This is a genomic window from Bradyrhizobium vignae (assembly GCF_900324035.1).
GTDB lineage: Bacteria > Pseudomonadota > Alphaproteobacteria > Rhizobiales > Xanthobacteraceae > Bradyrhizobium > Bradyrhizobium vignae.
In genome coordinates this window covers 5,692,224-5,714,569 of record NZ_LS398110.1, presented here as the reverse complement: position 1 = coordinate 5,714,569, position 22,346 = coordinate 5,692,224, and the positions used below count along the sequence as shown (strand labels likewise).

The following is a 22,346-nucleotide window of genomic DNA, read 5'->3' as shown; positions in this document are numbered from 1 at the left end:
ATAGATAGCGAAATTGCTAGTGTGAGGGACCTAGCGGCCGAGACGCTTCTCGACGCGCTTGCGGGAATTCCCGACCTTCTTGACGGCCGATGCCGAGCGGCCGGTTTTCTTCGCTTCATACCGGACTTCGTAGTCCTGTCCCGTGGCCACTCGGGCCCGGTCCTGTTTGCGTCCACGCGCTGTTTTCTTCTTCGTTGCGGCCATCGGCTCCTCCTGTTGCTTATGGCGATGCAACGCCGCAAGAAATCGCGGGTTCCGCGTCAGCTGCAGTACGCGACTCAGAGGCCATAGGGATGGCGAGAGACGATGGGAGTCCATCCATCGAGCAACAGGCCGTCCCAGGTTACGACGCCGTCATCCCCATTCCGACGCGTGCTCTCGGTACAACGCAGCTCACTGAGGGCTCCATTTGATGATCTGGTCGTTGAGTCCAGCGTGAACGCGACACATCGGGATCGAACGTGGCCATCGAATTCATGCGGGATGCGCGGGGTCGACGTCCTTTGGCGTTTTCTTCGGTTCGGGCATCATTCAATCCGCGCCTTGTCTTTCAGGTCGCGGATCCGGATCTCGGCTTCTTCCTTCGAAGTCACGATCTCCGATTCGTCCGGGACCCGTGCGATCGCACTGAGCCTCTTGAGCTCGGCTATTTGCTCTGCAGTCGGTTTTTCCATCTTTGATTCCTTGAGCGCCTGCACGACGGTCTCGTCGTCGAGCACGTCAAGCAGCTGATTTATGGTTTGCTCGCAATCTCTGTGGCCGGGCTCGACATATCGGGCCAGAATGCCCTGAGCGTCTTCCAAGGCCTTCGCAACTCGCCGTTCCGGATCCATGGCCGGTACTCCACATACTCTCGGGAAAACGCGGCTATGAACGGCGTGTTCCTCTGCTCAGCCCCTTGAACGAGCTGGCCCGCAGGAGGCCTTCGGAGGTGATGTCGCGGTACTCGATGTCGGCATAGAACTTGGGTTCGACCCATGTTGCCTTCGGCTTCCTGATGGTCCTCGTCAGCCTCTGCTTCGGACTAACTACGGTGTCGAGCGCCTTGCGGATCTGCGCTGAGGTCGTCCGGCTCCATCCCGTACCGACCTTGCCCATGTAGACGAGGTCCGGAACATCGTAAGGTGACGCGTCCTCGCTAGTAGGAGCGAGCTGCTTAACCATTTTGTTAAACCTCGCGAAGGCACGGGCCCAAGGGCGATCCCGTCCTCTGACGGGTTCTCCACTGCGCGGGACGAGAGGCGCCCGATCGCCATTTGCACCAACAGCGCACTGATCCGTGCAAGAATTGCCAGGAACGCAAGGTGGCTAAAAAAGCGACGATTACCCGCACAGTAACGGTCGGCAACCAACTAGGTACCTTGCGCAGGCGCATAGCCGTGCGACGACGCGACATCCGGTGACGGCAACTGATGCGCTAAGGCCAACTAACGCGCGCGCCTCAGCTCCTCGGTCGCGCGGCGGAGTACCTCGTGAAGCCATTCGTGCGATGGCTCGTCCGCGATTCGCTCGTGCCACAGCATCCGCACCTCCACAGGGGTCGTGCTGTAGGGTAGTTCATAAATCGTGATCGCATGCGCTTGCTCGAAGGCACGCGCCAACGGCCGCGGAACGATGGCCGCCAGCTCGGATTCGGCCAGGAGCGCGGGCAAGGCAAGGAAGTGCGGCAGCGAAACCGCGATTCGCGGGGGCCGGTCGGTCTCGGACAACGCCCGTTCAAGCGCGGCGCGGTCATACATCTCCGACCGCCTGGCCAGCCCGCGCTCTGAGATGAAACCACCGATCGCGCCTTCCTGCTCTCCTCCGAAGGAGACGACGACTAGCGGAAGGGCGGCGAGCTTCGCGTTGTCGAGCCGGCCGAGCTTACGCTTTCCGCCGACGATCAGCACATCGTCATACTCGAACAAGAAAGCTGTGCGGAAGCGATTCGGCGGAGACGAGAACACGCCGATGGCGACGTCGATGCGTCCTAGGTCGATCTGCTGGGCGAGATCGATCCGCGTTACAGGCTTGATTGTGAGGTCGATCGACGGAGCCTCCCGGCTCAATATCTTCAGCAGCGGCGGCGCAAGCGCCATCGTCGTGAAGTCATTGGCGGCAAGCGTGAACGGCTTGGTGGATACCGCCGGAGCGAAGGTCGGCAGCTCGACCGCAGCCTCGAGCGATCGCAGCGCCTCGCGAACCTGCGGCGCCATCGTCAGCGCCCGCGCCGTCGGCTGCATCCCGGCGGCGGTGCGGACGAACAGTTCGTCCTCCAACATCTCGCGCAACCGCGCCAGCGAGTGGCTGACGGCGGACTGACTCAACGCGACCTTCTGGCTGGCGCGCAGAACGCTCCGCTCCTCCATGACGGCGTCGAAAACCTTAAGCAGGTTCAGGTCCAATGTCTTGAAGGAAACCGGCACGCCGGGAGCCCTCTCTGTAGCGGATCGCAGCCGTGGCAGGGTTTTGCGACTGAACGCAGTTAAGGCCAGACGTTCGGCGGATGCAACCGATTGGATAAGCCATGGGCGTATTGCTGTGGCGCCACCGGCCATCTGAAGCCGGTTCAGGATCATCCTGAAAGACTTTCACTTCCGTAACGCGCCGTCCTGGTCAAGATTGTCGGTACCGGGTTGGGAGGAGAAAAACGATGATGGCCTGGGTGAGATCGGCTCGAAGCCGCGTACACAAATCTCTTGGACTGGCCGCGGCGCTCGTGGCGCTCGCGACCTCGGCGATTGCACAAAACGGCCCGATCAGGCTCGGCGTGCTGACGGACATGTCGTCGCTCTACGCGGACAATGGCGGCCGGGGCTCGGTCGTCGCGGCGCAAATGGCGGTGGACGATTTCAACGGCAAGGTCCTCGGGCGCCCGATCGAGATCGTCGCCGGCGATCATCAGAACAAGGCGGATATCGGCGCGGCGATTGCCCGGCGTTGGCTGGAGAACGACAATGTCGAGGCCATCCTGGACGTCCCGAACTCCGCGGTCGCGCTGGCCGTGCAGGGCATCACGCGAGACAAGAAAAAGGTGTTTCTTGCCACCGGGGCCGCTACGTCCCGGTTGACTGGTGACGAGTGCTCGCCCACCGGGATCCATTGGACCTACGACACCTACGCACTGTCGCAGGGGACGACGAGGGCGATTTCGCGTCTCGGCGCCAAGTCCTGGTTCTTCCTTTCTGCGGACTATTCGCTCGGTGCGCAGCTCGAAGCCGACAGCCGGAAGGTGATCGACGCCACCGGCGGCAAGGTCGTTGGTGCAGTGAAGCATCCGATCAATACGCCCGATTTCTCGTCCTTCCTGCTGCAGGCGCAGGCCTCCAAAGCCGACGTGATCGCGCTGGCCGATGCCGGCGGCGACTTCATTAATGCCGTCAAGCAAGCCGGCGAGTTCGGTGTGACGCGCAGGCAAAAGCTTGCCGGCTTGATCGTCTTCATCGCCGACATTCACAGCCTCGGACTGCAGAGCGCGCAAGGCCTAATGCTGAGTTCGGCTTTCTACTGGGACCTCAACGACGAGACGCGCGCGTGGTCTAAGCGGTTCATCGAGAAGACAAAGAAGGTGCCTACCATGATCCACGCCGGCACGTATGGCGCGGTGATGCATTATCTCAAGGCGGTCGAAGCCGCAGGCACGCTCGATGGACCGATTGTGGCGGCCCAGATGCGTGGATTGCCCGTGAACGATTTCATGACCCGCAACGGCAGGATCCGGCAGGACGGTCGGCTGGTTCGCGACATGTATCTGTTTCGCGTCAAGTCACCGGAGGAGTCCAAGTACCAGTTCGACTACTACGAACTCCTGGCCACCATCCCGGGGGACGAGGCTTTCAGACCGATGGAGGACGGCGGATGCTCGCTCGTGAAGAAGTCGTGATCGACATGGACCCAGCGTACGGAGTCGCGCGTAATCCGATCGACGAGGTAATCGCCGGTCGGCTCTCGTGTCGCGAGTTCTCCGGTCGACCCGTCTCGCGGACGACCGTCGAGCAGATCCTGCGCGTGGCGCGGTTCGCGCCGAGTGGCGCTAACATCCAGCCCTGGCACGTTTACGTGCTGGCAGGCGCCGCTAGGTCCGAAGTGTCGGCCGCGCTTCTGCATGCGTATGAGAACGAGCCGAACGAGCACTTCTCCGAATATCAATACTACGCCACCGCATTGCCTGAGCCCTATCTCGGCCGTCGCCAGGAGTTCGGGCGATTGTTTTATTCCTCGCTCGGGATCGGTCAGTTCGATGCTGCCGGGAGGAGTCGGCAGACCGCAAAGAACTACACGTTCTTCGGCGCCCCGGTTGGATTGATCGTCACCATCGATCGGCGCCTGGCCATGGGAAGCTGGCTCGATCTCGGCATGTTCATCCAGAACGTGATGCTGGCGGCGGTAGGACGTGGGCTGCAATCCTGTCCGCAAGAAACCTTCGCCAAATTTCACCGGATTTTGCGTCCGCTGCTGTCCATCCCTCCCGAGCAAATGGTGGTCTGCGGGATCTCGATCGGGCACCCCAGGGAGCAGGCGAGCGGGCGGCTGATGCCACGCGCGGATGTGGAGGCATTCGCCTCCTTCAAGGGTTTCGAGGACTAAAACAGGAGAAAGTCATGGGAAGCCGTGAACAGCTGATCGAGCGCAGCATTCCTTTTCTGCGCGAGGTGAAGGATATGACGCCGAGCGCGGCGATGGAGCGATGGCTCAACGAGACTTATGGAGAGCACAGCGCGCTCTACCAGGATCTCGCTCGTCTCATTAAAATTGGAGTCGAGGAGGGTTGGGCGGCGAACCAGGAGGTGGACGGACCGAACTATCGACGCAGCCGCATCCTCGAGCCGGTCCCCGAGACGTTTCAGTTCAGCATCACCGCAGTCTACATGAACAGTGCCGATCCGCGCCGCTTCAAGGACGAGGACGATCACGACGTGCTGCGCGGGCAATATCACGGCCATCCTTATGGCGAGCTAAACCTCGTCGTTCCTCTCGACAAGGGGGCGCAGCTGAGGGGATTGCAGGGCTGGCAGGGGCCAGGCTGGACAGCGCCGGATCCCGGCAGCCGGCACTATCCGGAGGTGAGGGGCGGCGCGGTGATTGCCCTGTTCTATCTGCCCGCCGGACGCATCTCGTATGACTTCAAACCTCCGTCCGATCGCTGAGTTCGCATCGCGGGCGCGTCATCTGAAGGCGTTTGACTTGGAGCCCAGCTGCTCCACGTAATAGGGACTACCTAGCCGTCCGATGATAGATATGTAATGACTGATGCAAAACAATCGTGAGGCTGAGAATAAATTGAAAGGCATCTTTGAGAAGTATCCGACGCGCCAGGAACGATATCAGGCCGCAAGCAATGCGTTCGCTATCAGGGCGGGGTCAATGCAGGACGCGGTCTTTCGTCTCTGGTTTGACGAGCGGCATAAGGAATTTGAGCGGAACCAAAGTACATAAATCGAACTAAATGCTTTCGCGCGGTCAGCGGAGTGTCGACCTTGCCCGCGATTTGGCGCAGTCGCCTGTCCGTTGCAAGGCGCGGTCCAACTTTCACGACCGGCAACACGCTTATGCGGAGATGTCAATCTGAACTATTGCCGATTTCATGTGGAATGCGATCGCTGCCTTGTCGTACGTTATACAGGATCGTATCGAGCTAATTACCGCGAGTGCTGCGGGTTGCCATCTCTGTTCATGACGCGTCAGCGGACGGGGCATGCCAAATTAGACCGTCGCGATTTTGTCTTTAGGGCTAATTGCGGACGATCGGAGGCCGGAAACAGGGCGGGCAAGCTCGGCAGATTGCGAGCGCGAAGATTGAGAGCGCGGAACTGTTCGCCCTCGCGAACAGGCGCTGGTTCTAAGGCATGACCTCAACGGCAGCTCGGGTGATGCAGCGCAGCTGAGTGGATGCGGATTAAATGCGCGCTGCACAGCGGCACCAACTCGGTTGAAATAAAAAATAGATTTTTGGACGCATTTTGAGATTCTATCCTAATTTTGCTCGATGGCGCCGTGAAGTTTGAGAAAACGCTCCACATTGGAGGGCTTATCTTGCAGGTTGGGAAAGCCGACCATGCAACAGAAAACAATGCCGCCGCGATCAACGTCGTCACACAGGATTGATCTCGTTCGGCGCATCGACCTCACCACCTTGCGGCTGTTCATCGCCATCTGCGAAGAGGGTAATCTGACGCGCGCCTCGCAACGGGAGGCGATTGCCGCATCCGCAGTTAGCAAGCGCATGCATGATCTCGAGGAGGCGCTCGAGGTTGCCCTGTTCGAGCGGCACCCGACCGGGATGGCTCTGACGCCTGCGGGAGAATCGCTGCTGCATCATGCGCGCGTCACCCTGCTCAACGTCGAGAAGATCGCGGTCGACATGGCCGAGCACGCCCGAGGCGTGCGCGGACACGTGCGGATGCTGGCCAATCTGTCCTCGATCGTCGAATTCCTTCCCGACGATCTGCCGGGATTCTTTCGGTCGCACGAGATGGTGCGCCTCGATTTGCAGGAGCGGGCAAGCGCCGAGGTGGTTCGCGGTGTCGAGGAGGGCGTAGCCGAGATCGGCATCTGCTCAGCGGATGTGTCGACCCGCGGGCTGGAACGCTTCTCATACCGCAGGGATCGCCTCGTCATCGTGGTGCGGTCCGATCACCCGTTGACGAGGTCCGGCAAGGTCACCTTTGCCGATACGCTGGACTACGATCATGTCGGCCTGTTCGCGACCAGCTCGATCTATCTGCGCTCGCAATACACCGCGCAGCAGATCGGCAAATCGATCAGACTGCGTGTTCATGTCCCCGGCTTCGATGCGGTTTGCCGCATGGTGCAGGCAGGCATGGGCATCGGTCTCATTCCGGATCGTGCGTTCGAGGTGCTGAGCCACGGCATGGGTCTGGCGGCGGTTCCGTTGCGCGACGACTGGGCCGACCGCGAACTGGTGCTGGTTGCGAGAGATCCTGCGGGCTTGTCGGCAACGAGCCATCTGATGCTCGCGCATCTGCGCTCTCCATCGGTCAGCGCCCACTAATTTTGCGGCGTTCGTCATCCGCGAACGCTCCTTCATCAACGACTATTGGACTCAACACCTCCTGGTCGGCGACATCTCGACGAAACAGATCGTCGAGGAGCGCCTGCCATGGATGGACCGCTGTCCGGAATTCGAGTCGTCGAACTCGGAACTTTGATTGCCGCGCCGTTTGCCGCGCGGCTGCTCGCCGAGTTCGGCGCCGAGGTGGTCAAGATCGAGCAGCCCGGCACCGGTGATCCGCTGCGCAGCTGGCGAAAGCTGCATCAGGGCACCTCGCTTTGGTGGTACCTGCAATCGCGCAACAAGAAGTCGATCGCGATCGATCTGAAGTCGCCAGAAGGCCGCGAAGTGGCGCTTCGCCTTGCGGCTCAGGCAGATGTCGTGATCGAGAACTTCAAGCCGGGCAACCTCGAGAAGCTTGGCCTCGGCTGGGATGTGCTGTCCAGGCTCAATCCCGACCTGACGCTGGTGCGGATCTCCGGTTACGGCCAGACCGGCCCTTACCGCGACAGGTCCGGCTTCGGCGCGATCGGCGAGGCCATGGGGGGCCTCCGCTTCACCACGGGCGATCCGGAACGTCCGCCGGCTCGTGTCGGCATCAGCATCGGCGACAGCCTTGCTTCGCTCCACGGCGTGATCGGCGCTCTGATGTCGCTGCTGCGGGTCAAGACCGGCCAGGGGCGTGGCCAGGTGGTCGACGTCTCGCTCTACGAGAGCGTGTTCAATCTGATGGAGAGTCTCGTCCCCGAATATGACCTCATGGGGCATGTCAGGACCCGCACCGGTGGCGCTCTCCCGGGTATCAGCCCCTCCAACACCTATCCGAGTTCGGACGGTCAGCACGTCGTCATCGCCGGCAATAGCGATGCGATTTTCCGGCGCCTGATGCAGGTCGTCGGCCGGCCGGATCTCGCCGACGATCCATCGCTCGCCAGCAATGACGGGCGCGTTCGCCGCAACGCCATCCTGGACGCCGCCATCACCGCGTGGACGACGACGCGGATGATGGAGGAGATTCTGGCGGTCTTGGACGGCGCCGACGTTCCCGCAGGACGGATCTACTCGGTCGCAGACATCGTCAGCGATCCCCATTATGCGGCTCGCGAGATGATCCTGCCGACCGAGCTGCCGGGTGATGTCACCGTAAAGATGCCGGGGATTACGCCAAAGTTCTCCGACACGCCAGGCGCCGTCAGATGGTCAGGCCCCACCCTCGGTCAGCATACGGACGAGGTTCTGTCGGGTCTCGGTCTCGAGGAGGCTGACATCGCGCGGCTGCGCCGCACTGGAGCGGTGCAATGACCGCCGCACTACCCGCCATCGTCATTCAGGAGGTTGCGCCGCGCGACGGATTGCAGATCGAGCCGAAATGGGTCGGGACGCCCGACAAGATCAAGCTGATCGATTCCCTGTCCGCGATCGGCTTCGCCCGCATCGAGGTGTCGTCCTTCGTCTCGCCAGCGGCCGTTCCGTCGCTGCGCGACGCTGCCGAGGTTTTCGCCGGCATCACGCGGCGGCCGGGTACGGTCTACACCGCATTGATCCCGAACCGGCGCGGCGCCGAGCTGGCGCTGGCGGCACGCGCCGACGAGCTCAACTTCGTGATGTCGGCGAGCGAGACCCATAACCGCGCGAACATGAACATGACGCATGCGCGCTCGCTGGCGTCGCTCGCCGAAATCTCAGGGCCCGCACACGAAGCTGGCGCTCTGCTCAACGCCACCGTCGCGACGGCGTTCGGTTGCCCGTTCGAGGGGGCGCAGCCGATCAACAAGGTGCTGGACATCGTCAGCCGCTATCTCGCTCTCGGCGCCGACGGCATCACGCTCGCCGATACGACCGGCATGGCCAATCCGAACCAGGTCTCTCAACTAGTGGCCAGGACCTTGCTGCTGGTGCCCGCGGACAAGCTGACGCTTCACTTCCACAACACCCGCGGCCTGGGGCTAGTCAATGTGCTCGCCGCTCATGATGCTGGAGCGCGACGCTTCGATGCGGCGCTCGGCGGCTTGGGCGGATGCCCGTTTGCACCCGGGGCTACCGGCAATGTCTGTACCGAAGATCTTGTCAATCTCTGCCAGGAGATGGGCCTCGCGACCGGCCTCGATCTGCGAGGCCTGATTGACGTGTCATGCCGTTTGACCGGACTGGTCGGGCATGACGTGCCCGGTCAGGTCGCCAAGGCCGGCCCCGCCTCGGACCTGCATCCGCTTCCGGAGCGATTGCGGCACTCGGGCTGAACATCCAACAACTCAGAATCTCAAATAACATAAGGAGGAAACCATGACCATGACAGCGGCGGCCATCGGGCATGTGGACACCGGGATCTCCGAACATCGGGTCATCAGGAAGATTGCCTGGCGGCTGATGCCGCTGATCATAGTCTGCTACTTCTTCGCGTTCTTCGACCGCGTCAACATCAGCTTCGCCAAAGCCGCGCTCCAAGCCGATCTCGGGCTCAGCAACACGGCCTATGGGTTGGGCGCAAGCCTGTTCGTCGTCGGCTACGTCCTGCTGGAAGTGCCGAGCAACATGCTGCTGTATCGCTTCGGCGCGCGGCGCTGGATCGCCCGCATCATGATCTCCTGGGGCATCGCCACCGCGGCCATGGTGTTCGTGCGCAGCGAATGGCAGTTCTACTCACTGCGGTTTGTGATCGGCGCCATGGAAGCAGGATTTGCACCCGGCATTCTCTACTATCTGACACTTTGGTTTCCGAAGTCGCACCGTGGGCGCATGACGTCGGTATTCTTCCTCGCGACCGCCTTCTCAGGGATCATCGGTGCGCCGATCTCCGGCCTCATTCTCAACTATCTCAACGGACTGCATGGTCTCGCCGGCTGGCAATGGCTGTTCGTGGCTGGCGGTCTGCCGTGCGTTGCGCTCGGCCTGGTCGTCCTGTTCCGCTTCGATGACGGCATCGAGCAGGCGAAGTGGCTGAGCGACGACGAACGTCGTATCATCTCGGTGCAGCTCGACCGGCAGAAGAGCGAGGTCGACGAGCGCTCGGCGTGGCGCTCGCTGCTGATGCCGGGCGTGCTGCTGCTGGGCTTCATCTACTTCCTGATCCAGGTCTCATCCTACGGGCTGAATTTCTGGGCGCCGGATCTGATCAAGGCCGCGGGCGTTGGCAGCGCGGCGGCGATCGGTTTCCTGACGGCCGCTCCCTATGTGTGCGGTGCCATCAGCATGTTGGTGGTCGGGCGGATGTCCGATGCCTCGGGCGAACGTCCGAAGTTCGTGGCCGCCTTGATCCTGGCCGCAGGATTCGGCTTCTTCGCCAGCGGAGCCTTCGACAAGAATGTCGTGACGCTGGTGGGGGCGCTTGCCGTCCTCGGCGCCGGCGTGGTTGCAGCGATCCCAACGTTTTGGACCCTGCCGCCAAAGATCCTGACGGGAGCGGGCGCAGCGAGCGGCATCGCACTGATCAACACGCTCGGCCAAGTCGGCGGAATCGTGAGCCCGGTGATGGTCGGCTCGGTCAAGGACTGGACCGGCAGCACCACACCTGCGCTTTACGCGATCGGTAGCGTCTGCGTGCTCTGCGCGATCCTGCTGCTGACCTCGCTGCCGCGCGGGTTGAGGGCGAACGATCTGCCCGAAGCGGACGCGGGCGCACTCGGCCCGTTGAAGGCCGAGAACGTGTTACGGACGCCGACGATCCGACCATCCTAGTCGAACTTGACCATCCCGAGCCCGATGATCTCGTCCTTGGCGTGATCGAGGCTGGTCGTCTCGGTGTCCAGAAGGATGCCGGTCCTGCAATCCTGCCCGACGGTCCGCTGGGATGCGGACCGCGGCACCGGGCGACGCAGCACCCTGTAGTCCGCCGACCGGCTCAAGGCCTCCGCCATCGTTGGGAGCATTGTGCTGGAGCCACTTGTCGGCGGCCTGCTTGGAGGCGAAGAGCCTGGCCCAGGAAGTGTCGCCGATCGCTCTGGAATTCTCATCGGCGAGATAGATCCAAACGGAAGTTTGCCGCTGCCCGCCTTCGATCTCGTATTCCCACGCAACGCCCTCGGGATCGTGCTTGTCGAACCATCTATCGGCCGCCTCTGCGGACGCAAACACCTTTACCCATTCCTGGTCGCCGACGTTCCGCTGTTTTCCACTCTCGTAGTCGTTGAGATAAACCCACGCCGTCCTTCGGGTCCGACTCAGCTCAGCCCGATGTTCAACTGCGGCATTGACCTTCTGCCGATCGGCGCGATCCTCTCGCGGGAGCGATCGAAGGGTGGCGTGGATTTCGGACGGAAGCCCGGGTCTTTCGCCGGGCGGTTTCTTGGCCCATTCGATCCAACGGTCGAACGCGTCCGTCATGGGGGCCTCCTTTGCTTTACCCGAAACGGGCTATCCATCGTGAACGCGTCCGGCCTGATGCCCTTCTCCAGGCTCGCCCAGCTCACGGGTGCGGCGATCGGAAATCCTTCCCGCGCCCGCGGCGAATAGGTGCCGACGGCCGTCGTGCCGCGTCCGTTGCGCAGATAGTCGAGGAAGATCCGCCGAGCGCGCCTTGCCTGCGCTGAGAGGATGTAGCGATCGGGATTGCGCGCGGCGAACTCGGAGCACAGTCCGCGCGTGATCCGGTGCGCCCGATCGTGCAGCATCGGCTCATCGAGCGGCGCCATCAGATGAACGCCCTTGCCACCGGTCAGCTTCGGCCAGGGGTCGAGCCCTTCTCGCTTCAACAGGGCACGAAGCTCGAGCGCGGTGTCGGCGACCTCCTGCCACTCCACGCCTTCGCCCGGATCGAGGTCGATCACGATGCGGTCGGCATGCTCGAAGTCCTCGACCGTCGAATTCCAGGGGTGCAGCTCGACGGTTCCGATCCGCACGAGGCCGAGAAGGCCATCAAGACTGTCGACCCAGAGGCGCGTCCCTTGCCCGCCATCGCGCTTCTGGATGCGGAGCTGGTGCACGGCTTCCGGGACGTCCTTCGGAAGCGGCCCCTTGTGGTAGAAGGTGGTGCCGTGCACGTGCCGCACCAGCTTGAGGGGCCGGTGGCCGAGGTGCGGCAGCGCCTTGTTCCATACCCGCCTCCAATAGTTCGCAAGTTCTTCCTTGGAAGGGACGACCGCGTCGGGAAGAAGCTGGAGGATGTTTTCCTTGGGCACCCCGAGCTTCGGCCATCCGGCGGAGGATGGCGCCGACCGCGGCGCCTTCACCGTCCGCACTGCTAGGTCGCCCCGAAGACCTTTGAACACCGCTTCCCGCAGCAGGCCGTCGTCCGTCAGCGCACCATACTCCACCTCAGCTTCGACGGCCGGTTCGACCCATGTCGCCTTCGGCTTCCTGATCCGGACGTCGAGCGGGGAGGTTCGTCGGATCAGCGGATCCAGCCGCTCGCGCAACTCGCGCGCGGTCGTCTCAGTGTATCCGGTCCGAACTTTGCCGGCATACACGAGCTTGCCGTCCTTGTGGCGGCCCACATAGAGCGAGGCGATCTTGCGCGGATGGGCTCCCAGCTTTTCCACGAAGGCGACGATCGGAAAGGTCTCGCTCTTCTTGCACTTCAGCTTGATCCAGGTCTCCTGCCGGCCCGAGCGGTATGGGCGGCCGAGCCGTTTGGCGACCAGCCCTTCCAGTCCGAGCTGACAGGCCTTCGCGAAGATCTCATCGCCGTCCGCCTCGAGAGCCTCGACATAGACGAAGGTTTCCGGTGCGTTCGCGAGGAGCTGCTGCAGCAGACGCTTGCGATCCTCATAGGCCGCGCCACGTAGGTCGTAGCCGTCGAGGTACAGGAGATCGAAGGCGTGGTAGCGCACACGCTCGCTCTGCTTGCGGCCGAGCTCGCGCCGGAGCCGCTGGAAGTCGGGCAGCCCGCCGCTGCCGTACACGACGGCCTCGCCGTCGATGATCGCGCTCTTCGCGTTCACCTTATGAGCCGAGGCTGCAATCGAGGAGAACTGCTCCGTCCAGTCGAGCCCCGTCCGCGAATAGACTGTGATATCGCCATCATGGAGATGCAGCTGTGCGCGATATCCGTCCGCTTTGATTTCGTAGACCCAACCCTCCCCAGGGGGCGGTTTCTCGCGCAGCGTGGGGTCGCACGGCTCGATGTAACCTGGAATAGCGGTTTTGCGGGCGCCGGTGACGCGCGATACTTCCGAACGAGACTGACGCAACGCCACGGCACACATGCGGATTCAACCTGGCAGGCCTGAATCGTTCCCTCACGCCAGTCGCTGGTGAGCCTGCTTCCGCCTCGTTCTTGGGCCGGCGCACTCGCTAAGTTTTTGCGATGCATCTTAATTTTCCTGAATCCGGGAACGCGCGGCGCCGGTTATCCTCATTCTCCAACGACTGAGGGGCTCTCTGCGATGTTCGACGCCCAGACCACCGCGCTGCTGCGCGCGGTCCTCGACGATGTCTGTCAAACCGTGTCGCGTTACGAAACCGGCACCCGCACGCACGTAGCCGCGAAGATCCTCGAAGCGGCCAGGCAGGGCGAGGCGACGGCGGACAGCTTGATGCAGGTCGGCCGGAAGGCGCTCAGCGACGCGCCGAAGATGTGGCGGTGATGAGCCATGATCGGCGCTCGTCACTGGTCATGGGCGAGCGCCCTTCCGCCGGAGGCCATCAGGAGAAGTCCGACTGCGATCAGTATCAGAGCCAGCCTGAATTCACCTCCGAGAACGATCCGACGTCGTCGCATCGCTGGCAACGCAAGTGCGTGCCGTCGGCTCCTATTCGGCGGAGGAAAGTTGGCTCATGGGGGCGGAGTCTCCGTCCCTCGCCTCTGCAAGTCGTGCACTTGCCGGCATAGATCTTGCGGCCCGGCGCCGGCTGGCGTACCGGCGGCGGAGCCGGTGCCGTTGCAAGCCTCGCACCTGATCTCGCCGACCTGGCCGGTGCTCATGCTTCGCCCGAGCCGGAGAACAGCACGTTCGGCGGCGTTGCGCGCGGCGGCGGCGTGCGTCCGTAGCTTGATCCGCTGCTCTTGAGTTCGTACCGCTTGGCCAAATCGAGCAGCCGCCGCTTGGTGAATGGATCCGCTTTCTCCGCCAGATCGCGCGCCCGCTGCGCGAAGCCCCTGTAGAACTCTTCCACGACGCCACCCCCGCAACAATCACTGAAAACTGCATTTCATTATTCGGCGGCGGTGAGGTCAAGGACTTCGGCAGTCGCGTACAACTTTCCGCGACGCTGTTGCGCCCGCGGGTCGGATGGAACTACGCTGTAGCCGGCAGGGAAAATCCGATGACTGTGCTCTTTCCGAACCGGAAGCTGTGCCCGACGTGCGGCAAACCGATGACGGCTGTCGCGGACGGTAAGCGGGGCTGCAGCGGTATGTTTGCGTGACTTGCGATGGCGACCCGATGCGTTCGCCGACGGTTCGTGGCTGGATCGAAGGCCCCCTGAAGCCGCCGAACGAGTCCTAGTCCGGACCAGTCCGGTCGCACTTTGGGCATCGCCCATCGGCGGTGAGCGAGAGCTGGCGGCCGATTTCCTCCCTGAGTACCTCTGGCTCGCAGCTCGTCCCGTCGCTTTTGACGATGCGCTTGGCGCGCTCGAGCGCGTGGCTCTCGGCTGCATCGTCGCCGACGCGGATGGTGACGTCGTCGTGGAGGGGCAGACCGTGGTGGCGCGCGTGGTGTGGAGCGCGTAGTGCACGAGCGCAGCCAGGTCATCCGACGGTATGTTCGGCGACATCTCGGCTCTCCTCTAGCGCTCCTTCCTCGGCGCCCTGACGGAAATCAGCCCCGGCGTCCAAAGGATCGCCGGGGCCGATTGTCCGCTTTTCTAGCCAGGGGCTGTGACCCTCCAACCCGCGGTCCCGGCCTTCGTTCCATCGAACTGCCGGCGAGCCGCTCTCCGGAGCCGGCCCGTCCTCGCGGTCGGTGCCCTGATGCGAAGCGGGGTCCGGAGCGCCTAGGAGTCCGGGCTCCGCTCGTCACGGCGCCAGCGCGCTTCGCGCCAGCGTGCACAAATCCTAGGGGAGAGACAGCTAGGCGCCTTGAGCCATCTCAAAACCCAGTCCCGCTTCCTTAGGGGAGGACCTTAGGTAGTCGACCGCAATTTCGCAGGCTCGCGAGCGGGCGCATGCTCGCTTCATGGAGCGCCAGGTTTTGTTCAAGTGTCCGCGCACCGGCATGAACGTGCAGCAGCGGCTGGAAGACGATCGGCCGGAGGCGCCGCCGCAAAACACCTACATGCCCGTGCGGTGTCCCGCCTGCATGGCGCTTCACTTCGTCAACAGCACGACCGGCAAGCTCCTCGGAGGTTTAAGCAGCAGTCAGCCCGGTCGAGATCGGCGCTCCGCCTGATCCATCAAGCGACTTGTGCAGACGTCGATGCTGAGGGAAATACCATCGCATGACTTCTCGCAGCTTGTCGGAATCTCCCCGCGCCCAGTTGCGCATGATCTCGCAACCGAAGGAGATCGCCGTGATCGGCCTTGCCCCGGCCTGGATCATTCGGTCGAACGCGCGTTCGTGCGCGGCCGGCGAGATGCCGCCCACCGCGTCGGCGACCGGATAGACCTCGTAGCCTTCGGCCAGCATGTCGAGCGTCGGAAAGGCGAGGCAGACCTCGGTCCAGAGCGCTCCGATGACCACCTTGCGTCGCCCGGTGTCCTGGACCGCCTTGCGGAAGTCATCGTCTTCCCATGCATTGACGCCCGTGCGGTCGATTTCTTCCACTCCCGGCAGAGCCGCGCGGATCTCCGGAATCGTGCCTTCGTTCACGCCCATATCGACCGCCACCGTCGAGAGCACCACAGGGATGCCGTAGGCCTGAGCGAGTTTGCACAGCGCAACCGCATTGAGGGTGATCTCCTCACGGGAGGATGAAGTCACGCTGGAATACTGCTCAGGCTGGTAGTCGATCAGGACCAGAACGCAGTTTTGCGGGGTCAGAAGATGATCGGCCTTCGGATCGCGGACAGGTTCGGGCTGGGTCTTTGCCACGTTGTTCCTCTTTCGAATGGAAGTGAAGGATCCGCCAAATCTATATCAGGAAGATCTGCTGATGCGCGAGCTTCCACGGTCGACGAGCCGGACGTCGGCCAGATCATGAAGGAGCACGACGTCAGACGTAGGCCCTCACAGCGCGCTGAGGTCGTCGGGCACCTCGCCGCACTTCCGGATCAGCTTGGCGTGCCTGAAGTCGCCGCTAGAGGGGTCTCCGGTCCGACTGAACGCGATTGCGCCGGCGTGACCGGGCTTCCGGGACAGCGCCTCCGCCCGCATGACTGCGGCGTTGGCGCTGAGGCACTCCGTCGCCTCGCTGGCGGCCAGGCCCTCGTCGGAGAAAACGAACGGTAGAGCGACATAGTAGGTCGCATCAGCCATTTGCCTCGTCTTTGCGTTCTCGGGCTCCTGGGAGCCGTCCCCGCGAGTAGCCGGTCGACACCTTCGTCCGGAGCTCGTCGAGCTGGGCCTCGAGGAAGTCGTTGGCGACGATCAGGGCCTTCACGGCTTTGTGCGCATCGCCGCCGCAGGCCGTGATCGCCTGGTCGGCGGCGAGCTCCACGTCCCCCTCGACGCGCGTTGTGGCTTCTGGCGCAGCGGGCATGCGCTATGTTCCCTTTTTGTTCACGTGGGTTTTAATGCCGGACCAGCTTGCCGTTGGAGTAGGCTGCGCGGATGGACCCGCTGATGGCGCACCGGCACCTTGCGGAAGCGGAGCGTCACGTCGCGCTTGCGGAGGACCATGTCGCCCGGCAGCTCGCAATCGTGGAAGAATTGGAACGGGCCGGACATCCGGCTGGGCTGGCCAATGACGTGCTCGGCACGTTCCGGATGCTGCTGGCCTCGCACATCGGACACCGCGATCTGATCCGCCGGGAAATCGATGCCTAGAAGGCCGTCGCGAGATGTCGGAACCTAGGCGTCCCGTTCGTCTTGAATCGAGGCCCAACGGAGTTCTGCGTACATGGCACCCCGCGCCAACTGGAAAGGCTTCCTCCGTCTCTCGCTGGTCACCTGTCCCGTGGCGCTCTACCCGGCCACCTCCGAATCCGAGAAGATCTCGTTCAACCAGCTCAACCGGCAGATCGGCCATCGCATCATGTACCTGAAGGTCGACGCCGATACGGGCGACGAGGTGCCGAACGAGGACATCGTCAAGGGCTACCAACTCGAGAAGGACCAGTTCATCGAGGTCTCGAAGGAGGAGCTCGAGAAGATCGCGCTTGAGTCGACGCGCACCATCGAGATCGACGAGTTCGTGGACAAGGCGGACATCGACCCGCGCTATTTGATCCGCCCGTACTACATCAGGCCGGACGGCAAGGTCGGGCACGACGCCTTCGCGGTGATCCGCGAGACCATCCGCGAAATGAACAAGGTCGCGATCGGTCGGGTGGTGCTGACCAACCGCGAGCACATCATCGGGCTCGAGCCGCTGAACAAGGGGCTCGTCGGCACGCTGCTGCGCTACCCTTACGAGGTGCGCAGCGAGCAGGAGTGTTTCGACGACATCCAAGACGTGAAAGTCACGAAGGACATGCTGGATCTCGCAAGCACATCATGAATCAAAAGGCGGGGCGCTTCGATCCCGATAAGTTCGAAGACCACTACGAGACTGCGCTGATCGACCTCATCAACCAGAAGCGCGCCGGCAAGCCGATCACACCCAAATCCAAGCCCGCTGCGACGAACGTCGTCGACCTGATGGAAGCGCTGCGCCGGTCTGTCGGTCAGGAGACCGCGCCGGCGAAGGCGGCCAAGCCGGCCAAGAAGCCGAAGAAGGCGTCCGCCGGAGGCCGCAGCGGAAGTCCGCATAGCCCAAAATATTCGCAAAGCGTACGCCACGACCAATGATCGGCTGATCAATTTGAAGGCTGCCATGTTGGTCGGGCGCTGCCCTTGTGGCGTCGCGAACCTTTTTCTGCATAATGGCGTCTCTCTTGCATAGTTCAGCACTCAACCGAGATGAGGGCGTCAGTTTGGATCAGCGATTGCTCCGTTCCCGAAGCAATACTGCGAATCCGTCTGGCCTGTCCCGGGTGGAAGCCGACCACCTCGGCCCCGATGCGGCCGCCGAGATGGCGCGTATCTTGGACGAGCCGCCCATATTGCTGTCCGAGGTTCTGAAGGGCGATGCGCGCCTGACGCCGAAGTGGGCGCACGGAGGCCTGAAAGAGGATTACATGCGCGGCGTGACCGGACACATCGCGGTCGGCTGCTACGAAGGGCAGCATCGGATATCCTGGCGGGTCGAGAACAAACTCCTGGACTCCAGGACAAACCCGAGAGCGTTCACTTTCATTCCGCAAGGCGTAGATGGCCACTGGAACATCGCAGGGCCCGTCGTGGTTTCGCACGTGTACCTCACGCAAGAACGCCTTCAGGCGTGCGCGGATGAGATCGCGGGCGGAAGGCGCGTCGAACTTCTGCCGCGTGTGGCTTTCGCCGATCCCGCGGCGGCGGGGTTGCTCGATGTCCTGAGCCATGAGGCGGAGCGGGACAGCGCCTCGTCCCGCCTGTTCGTGGAGCAAGCGATCGACCTCCTGTGCTTGCGGCTGGTCCAGGAGCATTCGTCTTTTGGCGGGTTGCCTGCTCAGGACAGAAGGGGTGGGCTCGCCGATTGGCAGGTGAAGCGCGTCACCGCATTCATCGAGGAGAATCTCAACCGCCACGTCGGGCTTGATGAACTCGCCGCCCTCGTCGGTCTCAGCCGGTTTCACTTCTGCACAGCCTTTCGGCAGTCGACCGGCCAAACCCCGCATGCATGGTTGACCGGGCAACGAATGAAATGCGCGCGCGAACTTCTCGCCCACTCGAGGCTGAGCGTCACAGAGGTCGCGCTTGCAGTCGGTTACGAAACTCCATCGGCTTTCGCTGCGACTTTCCGAAGGAGGGTGGGAGTAACCCCTTCCGCATTCCGGCGAGCGCTGTAAGCGCCCGGCGGCAATTTATCGCAAGAGTGCGATAGCCGCCGCAATATCCGAACGGTACTTCTCTTGGGAACATGCCCATTTGCAGGCTTATCCGAGGGATGGCAGACCACCATGACCAACCATGAGCCGTTCATCGACGGCGCCGTCGAGACAGAAGAAACGTCGGGCGGGGTATCACGCCGTTCGCTCCTGCTGACCGTCGGGGGAGCGGCATCCCTGGCGGCCGTGCCGCAAGCTGCCGCGCGAACCGCATCCGAAAGCAAGCCCGCCGTGTCGAAGGCACGACGGGTTTGCGCTGATGCCGTCCGGCCGGCGCGCCAGTAGCTGCTGCAAGGTTCGCCTTCCGCATGTGGAGGGGCAGGGTCCGCAAATCATCGCGGCCCATAGCGCGGATATTCGACTCTGATGCTACGGTCTGGCAGTCAGCGCTAGTCTTCCATTTCGATGCCGGTCAGCTCCGACGTGAAAAACTCGTTACGCAAGTGTTGCTTAATATTGTCCGGCCGACGCTCGCCTTGGGAAGCGAGCTTGAGAATGCGCTCAGCGACCTCCAACGCCGACCGCTGCTGCTGGAGCGTGAATGGCGGGCTGGAAAGAACCTCATCAAGAACGTCGCGAAGCATTTGCACCGTGACGGCATCGTAGGCCATAGCCGAGGCTCCGAATTAAGAGAACCAGCAAAACAGCGGTGCCGAGCTCAAAATACGTGTCTCGGCAGCGCCTATTTTCAAACTGAGCACTGAAATCCCAGTTGCCGTTTATTATGCAACGGCTATGCCACAATCCTATGACAGGCCGGAACGAGCCGAACGTCCGGTCCTCGCCCGCTGCTTGTCGACGACCGCGACTAGGCGGGCAAGGATGAGGGAGACAGTTAAGGCCGCTCTGGAGGCGGCCTTACTTTTTGTTAGAGGCTTTTCCCTCAACCGCGCATCGCTGCACCACCTTGTTGAAGCAGGCGCGTTGCCGCTGCGCGGAGCCTTCGTCGCGAGTTGGCCAAGCAGAACTCACATCGTTTGCAACAATATCACTCCGACGACGGTCACAAAGAAACCGATTGCCGTCACTGCGGCGAAGCACCGCTCTACGCTATCCATGAACCCAACCCCCGCCAAAAAAATAGTTCAGCTTATTTCGTGATGTACTCTGCTATTCCAACCGCTGACTCGCTCGTACCCCGCGAGGAAGTTCGAGACCTCCTCCGTCCAGAACAGAACGCTTTTAAAAGTGAGAGCTGTGTTTCGTCGAGCGACTTGAGCACCGAAAGCGCTCATGCCGCCATACCGTGCGCCGATTGCGTGGTGCTCGCATCATCTCCGATTGCTCGGAGCGAGAAGCCAGATGTGCACGGTTTGAAGTGATCGCGCAGCGCACCGTTCGCTAAATGCTCCCAATACTCAGCTTCGGCGAGCAGTTTCCAACTTCTATCGGGATTACGCGCGGCGGTCTGACGGCACAGCGATGCCATCGCGCGCAGGCGACACACAGTATCCATCTACTCCTCCCACTCTTTTTTTGTTTTTTGCACCCTATTTTCTATTTTTGCGTCGGAGTCATTATAGTTATGACTCAGAACCAAATTTAACTCCACGAAGCGCGATTCGGCGTTCGTTGCGCCTGCAAATCGCGCATCGATCACAATCGGCGCAATCCAGTACATTCATTCGGCGATCAATGATCGGCCCCCGCGAGTAAAGCGTTCTTGTCGAGCATGCACCATTTGCACTGCAAAAAGTCCGTCATGCCCGTAATCCTACGACATTGCGCACCCGTAGTGTTTGGCGCCTACTCTTCCGATTGTTTTTATTGACGATTAGCTTTTAGCGAGAGGTCATGAGCGTTAAAGCCATGATGGCGACAATCCTCCACAATCAACTGACGTTGCGCGGCGTGCATTCCCTCACGCCATCTGACTACGAGGAGATCGTAGAACATTTGCTCGAACAGCTCAGAGAGCTGGAGCTTAGCTTGGCCGCGCGCGAATTGGATGGCAGGCAAGAGCCGAAGTAACTTCATAGAAGCCAAGACGCCCACTTGGTTGGTCGGCACGGCGACTCAATGTATCTCTCGCCACCATGAAATACACATCTGCTGGCCCCTTAGCCGACCCCGAGACTGGCGCCCGAAAGCTAATCGAGATTGCCAGCGGCATTCAACCCGTGCAGGACGGACGCGTCTTCATCGAGCTGATCAATGTCCCTTTCTTGAAGCAGGGCGGGACTGGCGAAAAATTCCGTAGCGCAATCGCGTCGGCGCAGGAGCGAGGCTGGCTGGAGCTGCATGAGTCCGGGATCCGACCATACTCCCGGCAGCGACGACCGCCGCGATCCGACGTCTCCATTTCGTCATTTCGGCTTCCTCCAAGATGGAACTGCATCACGCCGCCAGTTCTCGTCGTCGCCGGCGACGCGACTAAGTCTGTCTTGGAGCTACCCGCAACAAACGACTTTGCGCCCACGGTCCTGCGTTTCGTCCCGCGCGACGACGGGATGGACCCGCAGGCCTGCGGCTATCCCAATTCATCCGCAAAGAATGATTTAAGAGGCTCTGTCGCGTCGTCCCGAGGGATGCGATCGGTCTTCTGAAGACCGTCGCTTGGCTTCGAGAGAAGGATGAACTTGAAATCGGTGATGAAGTCGTCGCCCGAGGTGTGAGTTTGGAATCCGACCATTCGACCTCGAGCGACTCCCGGCGCAGTCGGAGTACCTGGCATTCCTATGCCCGACGCGGGTTCCGGCACCTCTTGATGCGAATAGACCTCAAAGGTAATCGCTTTCCCTATTAGGCGGACGTCCCTCCGGAAGCGGCCATGGCCGAGGTGCGCGATGCGCTGAACTCGATTGGCGACACCTGTCCGGAGTGCCCGCCAGAGGGCAATTAGGCGGGCTCGCTCGACCTGCAGAGTTCACGGACGGCGGTGGCTCTCAAACCCGTAAGCTCGGTCCACGCTAAAGCGGCCCGGATCCAGTTCAGCCGCTTGTCGCCGCTGGCTTCCGCAGCGAGCTACATCGCCGCGACCGCCTCGCACTCGGGATCGTGCTTGAGATTCATGGGTCGAAAATATAACCACAGATCGTCCATAGCTTTTCCCGTGGGAAACATTCCTATCCCCGCGGGGCGCCAATGCAAAGTCTCAGGCCGGCGCCCTGCTGTGGTCTGCCCAGGACATTCGCAGCACCGCCAAGGCCATCGACACGATCCCGGCCGCTTGCGCCTCTATCAGGTGGAAGGGTGACCCGGCAGGTCCGCCGGGTGAAGCGCCGCTTGACCGGCACGCCCGCGGCCGTGCGCGACAGCGCCGGCGACCGCATCGTCTTCCATTCGACGACCTGCTCCTGCAGCTTGCGCGCGAGATCGCGCTCCAAAGCGTCCGGAGTCACTCCGTGTGACTCGATCGTCTGCATCGTCCTCCTCCTAGGCCGCAGCACGTTCGACCTGTACGGGCTTGGCGCGGGCCAAACCCCGGGAGCCCTCATCCAAGGCGCACAACGTCCCAACGATATCGTCGAT

At 62.2% G+C, this 22,346-nt stretch carries 26 protein-coding genes and 1 pseudogene; 14 read left to right on the top strand and 13 right to left on the bottom strand.

Going from position 1 to position 22,346, the window contains the following annotated elements:
• Nucleotides 1-30: 30 nt before the first annotated feature.
• The 4 genes from BRAD3257_RS27770 to BRAD3257_RS27755 all read right to left on the bottom strand — a co-directional run bounded on the left by BRAD3257_RS27770 (nt 31) and on the right by BRAD3257_RS27755 (nt 2,558).
• Entirely contained in the window at nt 31-204 is a 174-nt protein-coding gene (locus BRAD3257_RS27770) for a DUF3606 domain-containing protein (protein ID WP_122406789.1), read from the bottom strand.
• Nucleotides 205-527: 323 nt separating this feature from the next.
• The gene (locus tag BRAD3257_RS27765; protein ID WP_122404525.1) at nt 528-833 is read right to left on the bottom strand and encodes a hypothetical protein; all 306 of its coding nucleotides are present in this window, start codon (nt 831-833) and stop codon (nt 528-530) included.
• Nucleotides 834-867: 34 nt separating this feature from the next.
• Nucleotides 868-1,164 (bottom strand): ATP dependent DNA ligase, encoded by a 297-nt coding sequence (locus tag BRAD3257_RS27760; RefSeq protein ID WP_244607712.1) that lies wholly within the window; start codon nt 1,162-1,164, stop codon nt 868-870.
• A gap of 263 nt (nt 1,165-1,427) precedes the next feature.
• Entirely contained in the window at nt 1,428-2,558 is a 1,131-nt protein-coding gene (locus BRAD3257_RS27755) for a LysR family transcriptional regulator (RefSeq protein ID WP_244607711.1), read from the bottom strand.
• Between the two features lie 74 nt (nt 2,559-2,632).
• Here BRAD3257_RS27755 and BRAD3257_RS27750 point away from each other — a divergent pair, with 74 nt between their 5' ends.
• The 7 genes from BRAD3257_RS27750 (at nt 2,633) to BRAD3257_RS27715 (ending at nt 10,666) form a co-directional block, all read left to right on the top strand.
• Nucleotides 2,633-3,862 carry an ABC transporter substrate-binding protein gene (locus tag BRAD3257_RS27750; protein WP_244607710.1) on the top strand — a complete coding sequence of 410 codons (1,230 nt, stop codon included), beginning with the start codon at nt 2,633-2,635 and terminating at the stop codon, nt 3,860-3,862.
• Nucleotides 3,838-4,566 (top strand): nitroreductase, encoded by a 729-nt coding sequence (locus tag BRAD3257_RS27745; protein WP_244607709.1) that lies wholly within the window; start codon nt 3,838-3,840, stop codon nt 4,564-4,566. The genes BRAD3257_RS27750 and BRAD3257_RS27745 overlap by 25 nt, the downstream gene beginning before the upstream one ends.
• A gap of 14 nt (nt 4,567-4,580) precedes the next feature.
• Nucleotides 4,581-5,126: a 4-hydroxylaminobenzoate lyase gene (locus BRAD3257_RS27740; RefSeq protein WP_122404524.1), complete on the top strand. Its 546-nt coding sequence runs from the start codon at nt 4,581-4,583 to the stop codon at nt 5,124-5,126.
• Between the two features lie 908 nt (nt 5,127-6,034).
• Nucleotides 6,035-6,991: a LysR family transcriptional regulator gene (locus BRAD3257_RS27730; RefSeq protein WP_244607708.1), complete on the top strand. Its 957-nt coding sequence runs from the start codon at nt 6,035-6,037 to the stop codon at nt 6,989-6,991.
• 108 nt (nt 6,992-7,099) lie between these two features.
• Nucleotides 7,100-8,293, top strand: a complete 1,194-nt coding sequence (locus BRAD3257_RS27725) for a CaiB/BaiF CoA transferase family protein (protein WP_122404521.1) — start codon at nt 7,100-7,102, stop codon at nt 8,291-8,293.
• The gene (locus BRAD3257_RS27720) at nt 8,290-9,231 is read left to right on the top strand and encodes a hydroxymethylglutaryl-CoA lyase (protein ID WP_122404520.1); all 942 of its coding nucleotides are present in this window, start codon (nt 8,290-8,292) and stop codon (nt 9,229-9,231) included. Before BRAD3257_RS27725 ends, BRAD3257_RS27720 begins: the two co-directional genes overlap by 4 nt.
• 49 nt (nt 9,232-9,280) lie before the next feature.
• Nucleotides 9,281-10,666, top strand: a complete 1,386-nt coding sequence (locus BRAD3257_RS27715) for an MFS transporter (RefSeq protein WP_122406785.1) — start codon at nt 9,281-9,283, stop codon at nt 10,664-10,666.
• On the opposite strand, the gene BRAD3257_RS27710 is transcribed toward BRAD3257_RS27715, so the two are convergent.
• Both BRAD3257_RS27710 and ligD read right to left on the bottom strand, forming a co-directional pair.
• The gene (locus BRAD3257_RS27710; RefSeq protein WP_122404519.1) at nt 10,637-11,311 is read right to left on the bottom strand and encodes a hypothetical protein; all 675 of its coding nucleotides are present in this window, start codon (nt 11,309-11,311) and stop codon (nt 10,637-10,639) included. The genes BRAD3257_RS27715 and BRAD3257_RS27710 overlap by 30 nt on opposite strands.
• Nucleotides 11,308-13,131 (bottom strand): DNA ligase D, encoded by a 1,824-nt coding sequence (ligD, locus tag BRAD3257_RS27705; protein ID WP_122404518.1) that lies wholly within the window; start codon nt 13,129-13,131, stop codon nt 11,308-11,310. The genes BRAD3257_RS27710 and ligD overlap by 4 nt, the downstream gene beginning before the upstream one ends.
• Before the next feature lie 180 nt (nt 13,132-13,311).
• On the opposite strand from ligD, the gene BRAD3257_RS27700 reads away from it, so the two are divergent.
• Complete coding sequence (locus BRAD3257_RS27700; protein ID WP_122404517.1) at nt 13,312-13,512, top strand: hypothetical protein; 201 nt, start codon at nt 13,312-13,314, stop codon at nt 13,510-13,512.
• Between the two features lie 334 nt (nt 13,513-13,846).
• Here BRAD3257_RS27700 and BRAD3257_RS27695 read toward each other — a convergent pair whose 3' ends face one another.
• The 4 genes from BRAD3257_RS27695 to BRAD3257_RS27665 all read right to left on the bottom strand — a co-directional run bounded on the left by BRAD3257_RS27695 (nt 13,847) and on the right by BRAD3257_RS27665 (nt 16,507).
• Nucleotides 13,847-14,041, bottom strand: coding sequence for a hypothetical protein (locus BRAD3257_RS27695; RefSeq protein WP_122404516.1), 195 nt, complete (start codon nt 14,039-14,041; stop codon nt 13,847-13,849).
• A gap of 1,175 nt (nt 14,042-15,216) precedes the next feature.
• Nucleotides 15,217-15,900: a hydrolase gene (locus tag BRAD3257_RS27675; protein ID WP_122404514.1), complete on the bottom strand. Its 684-nt coding sequence runs from the start codon at nt 15,898-15,900 to the stop codon at nt 15,217-15,219.
• Nucleotides 15,901-16,035: 135 nt separating this feature from the next.
• A complete protein-coding gene (locus tag BRAD3257_RS27670) occupies nt 16,036-16,284 on the bottom strand; it encodes a hypothetical protein (protein WP_122404513.1) in 249 nt (82 codons plus the stop codon).
• Entirely contained in the window at nt 16,277-16,507 is a 231-nt protein-coding gene (locus BRAD3257_RS27665; RefSeq protein WP_122404512.1) for a hypothetical protein, read from the bottom strand. Before BRAD3257_RS27665 ends, BRAD3257_RS27670 begins: the two co-directional genes overlap by 8 nt.
• Before the next feature lie 71 nt (nt 16,508-16,578).
• Between BRAD3257_RS27665 and BRAD3257_RS27660 the strand changes: the two genes are divergently transcribed.
• The 4 genes and pseudogenes from BRAD3257_RS27660 (at nt 16,579) to BRAD3257_RS27645 (ending at nt 19,160) form a co-directional block, all read left to right on the top strand.
• Nucleotides 16,579-16,794, top strand: coding sequence for a hypothetical protein (locus BRAD3257_RS27660; protein ID WP_122404511.1), 216 nt, complete (start codon nt 16,579-16,581; stop codon nt 16,792-16,794).
• Between the two features lie 73 nt (nt 16,795-16,867).
• A pseudogene (gene ku, locus BRAD3257_RS27655) lies at nt 16,868-17,757 on the top strand (non-homologous end joining protein Ku).
• 185 nt (nt 17,758-17,942) lie between these two features.
• Complete coding sequence (locus tag BRAD3257_RS27650; protein WP_244607706.1) at nt 17,943-18,836, top strand: helix-turn-helix domain-containing protein; 894 nt, start codon at nt 17,943-17,945, stop codon at nt 18,834-18,836.
• A gap of 111 nt (nt 18,837-18,947) precedes the next feature.
• Nucleotides 18,948-19,160, top strand: a complete 213-nt coding sequence (locus BRAD3257_RS27645; protein WP_122404510.1) for a hypothetical protein — start codon at nt 18,948-18,950, stop codon at nt 19,158-19,160.
• Nucleotides 19,161-19,264: 104 nt separating this feature from the next.
• On the opposite strand, the gene BRAD3257_RS27640 is transcribed toward BRAD3257_RS27645, so the two are convergent.
• A complete protein-coding gene (locus BRAD3257_RS27640; protein ID WP_122404509.1) occupies nt 19,265-19,486 on the bottom strand; it encodes a hypothetical protein in 222 nt (73 codons plus the stop codon).
• Nucleotides 19,487-19,697: 211 nt separating this feature from the next.
• Here BRAD3257_RS27640 and BRAD3257_RS39815 point away from each other — a divergent pair, with 211 nt between their 5' ends.
• Nucleotides 19,698-19,976 carry a hypothetical protein gene (locus tag BRAD3257_RS39815; RefSeq protein ID WP_160118849.1) on the top strand — a complete coding sequence of 93 codons (279 nt, stop codon included), beginning with the start codon at nt 19,698-19,700 and terminating at the stop codon, nt 19,974-19,976.
• A gap of 130 nt (nt 19,977-20,106) precedes the next feature.
• On the opposite strand, the gene BRAD3257_RS27635 is transcribed toward BRAD3257_RS39815, so the two are convergent.
• A complete protein-coding gene (locus tag BRAD3257_RS27635; protein WP_122404508.1) occupies nt 20,107-20,331 on the bottom strand; it encodes a hypothetical protein in 225 nt (74 codons plus the stop codon).
• 338 nt (nt 20,332-20,669) lie between these two features.
• Here BRAD3257_RS27635 and BRAD3257_RS40430 point away from each other — a divergent pair, with 338 nt between their 5' ends.
• Nucleotides 20,670-20,846, top strand: coding sequence for a hypothetical protein (locus tag BRAD3257_RS40430; RefSeq protein ID WP_164937167.1), 177 nt, complete (start codon nt 20,670-20,672; stop codon nt 20,844-20,846).
• A gap of 1,094 nt (nt 20,847-21,940) precedes the next feature.
• On the opposite strand, the gene BRAD3257_RS27625 is transcribed toward BRAD3257_RS40430, so the two are convergent.
• Nucleotides 21,941-22,240 carry a hypothetical protein gene (locus tag BRAD3257_RS27625; protein ID WP_145987026.1) on the bottom strand — a complete coding sequence of 100 codons (300 nt, stop codon included), beginning with the start codon at nt 22,238-22,240 and terminating at the stop codon, nt 21,941-21,943.
• Between the last annotated feature and the right edge of the window lie 106 nt (nt 22,241-22,346).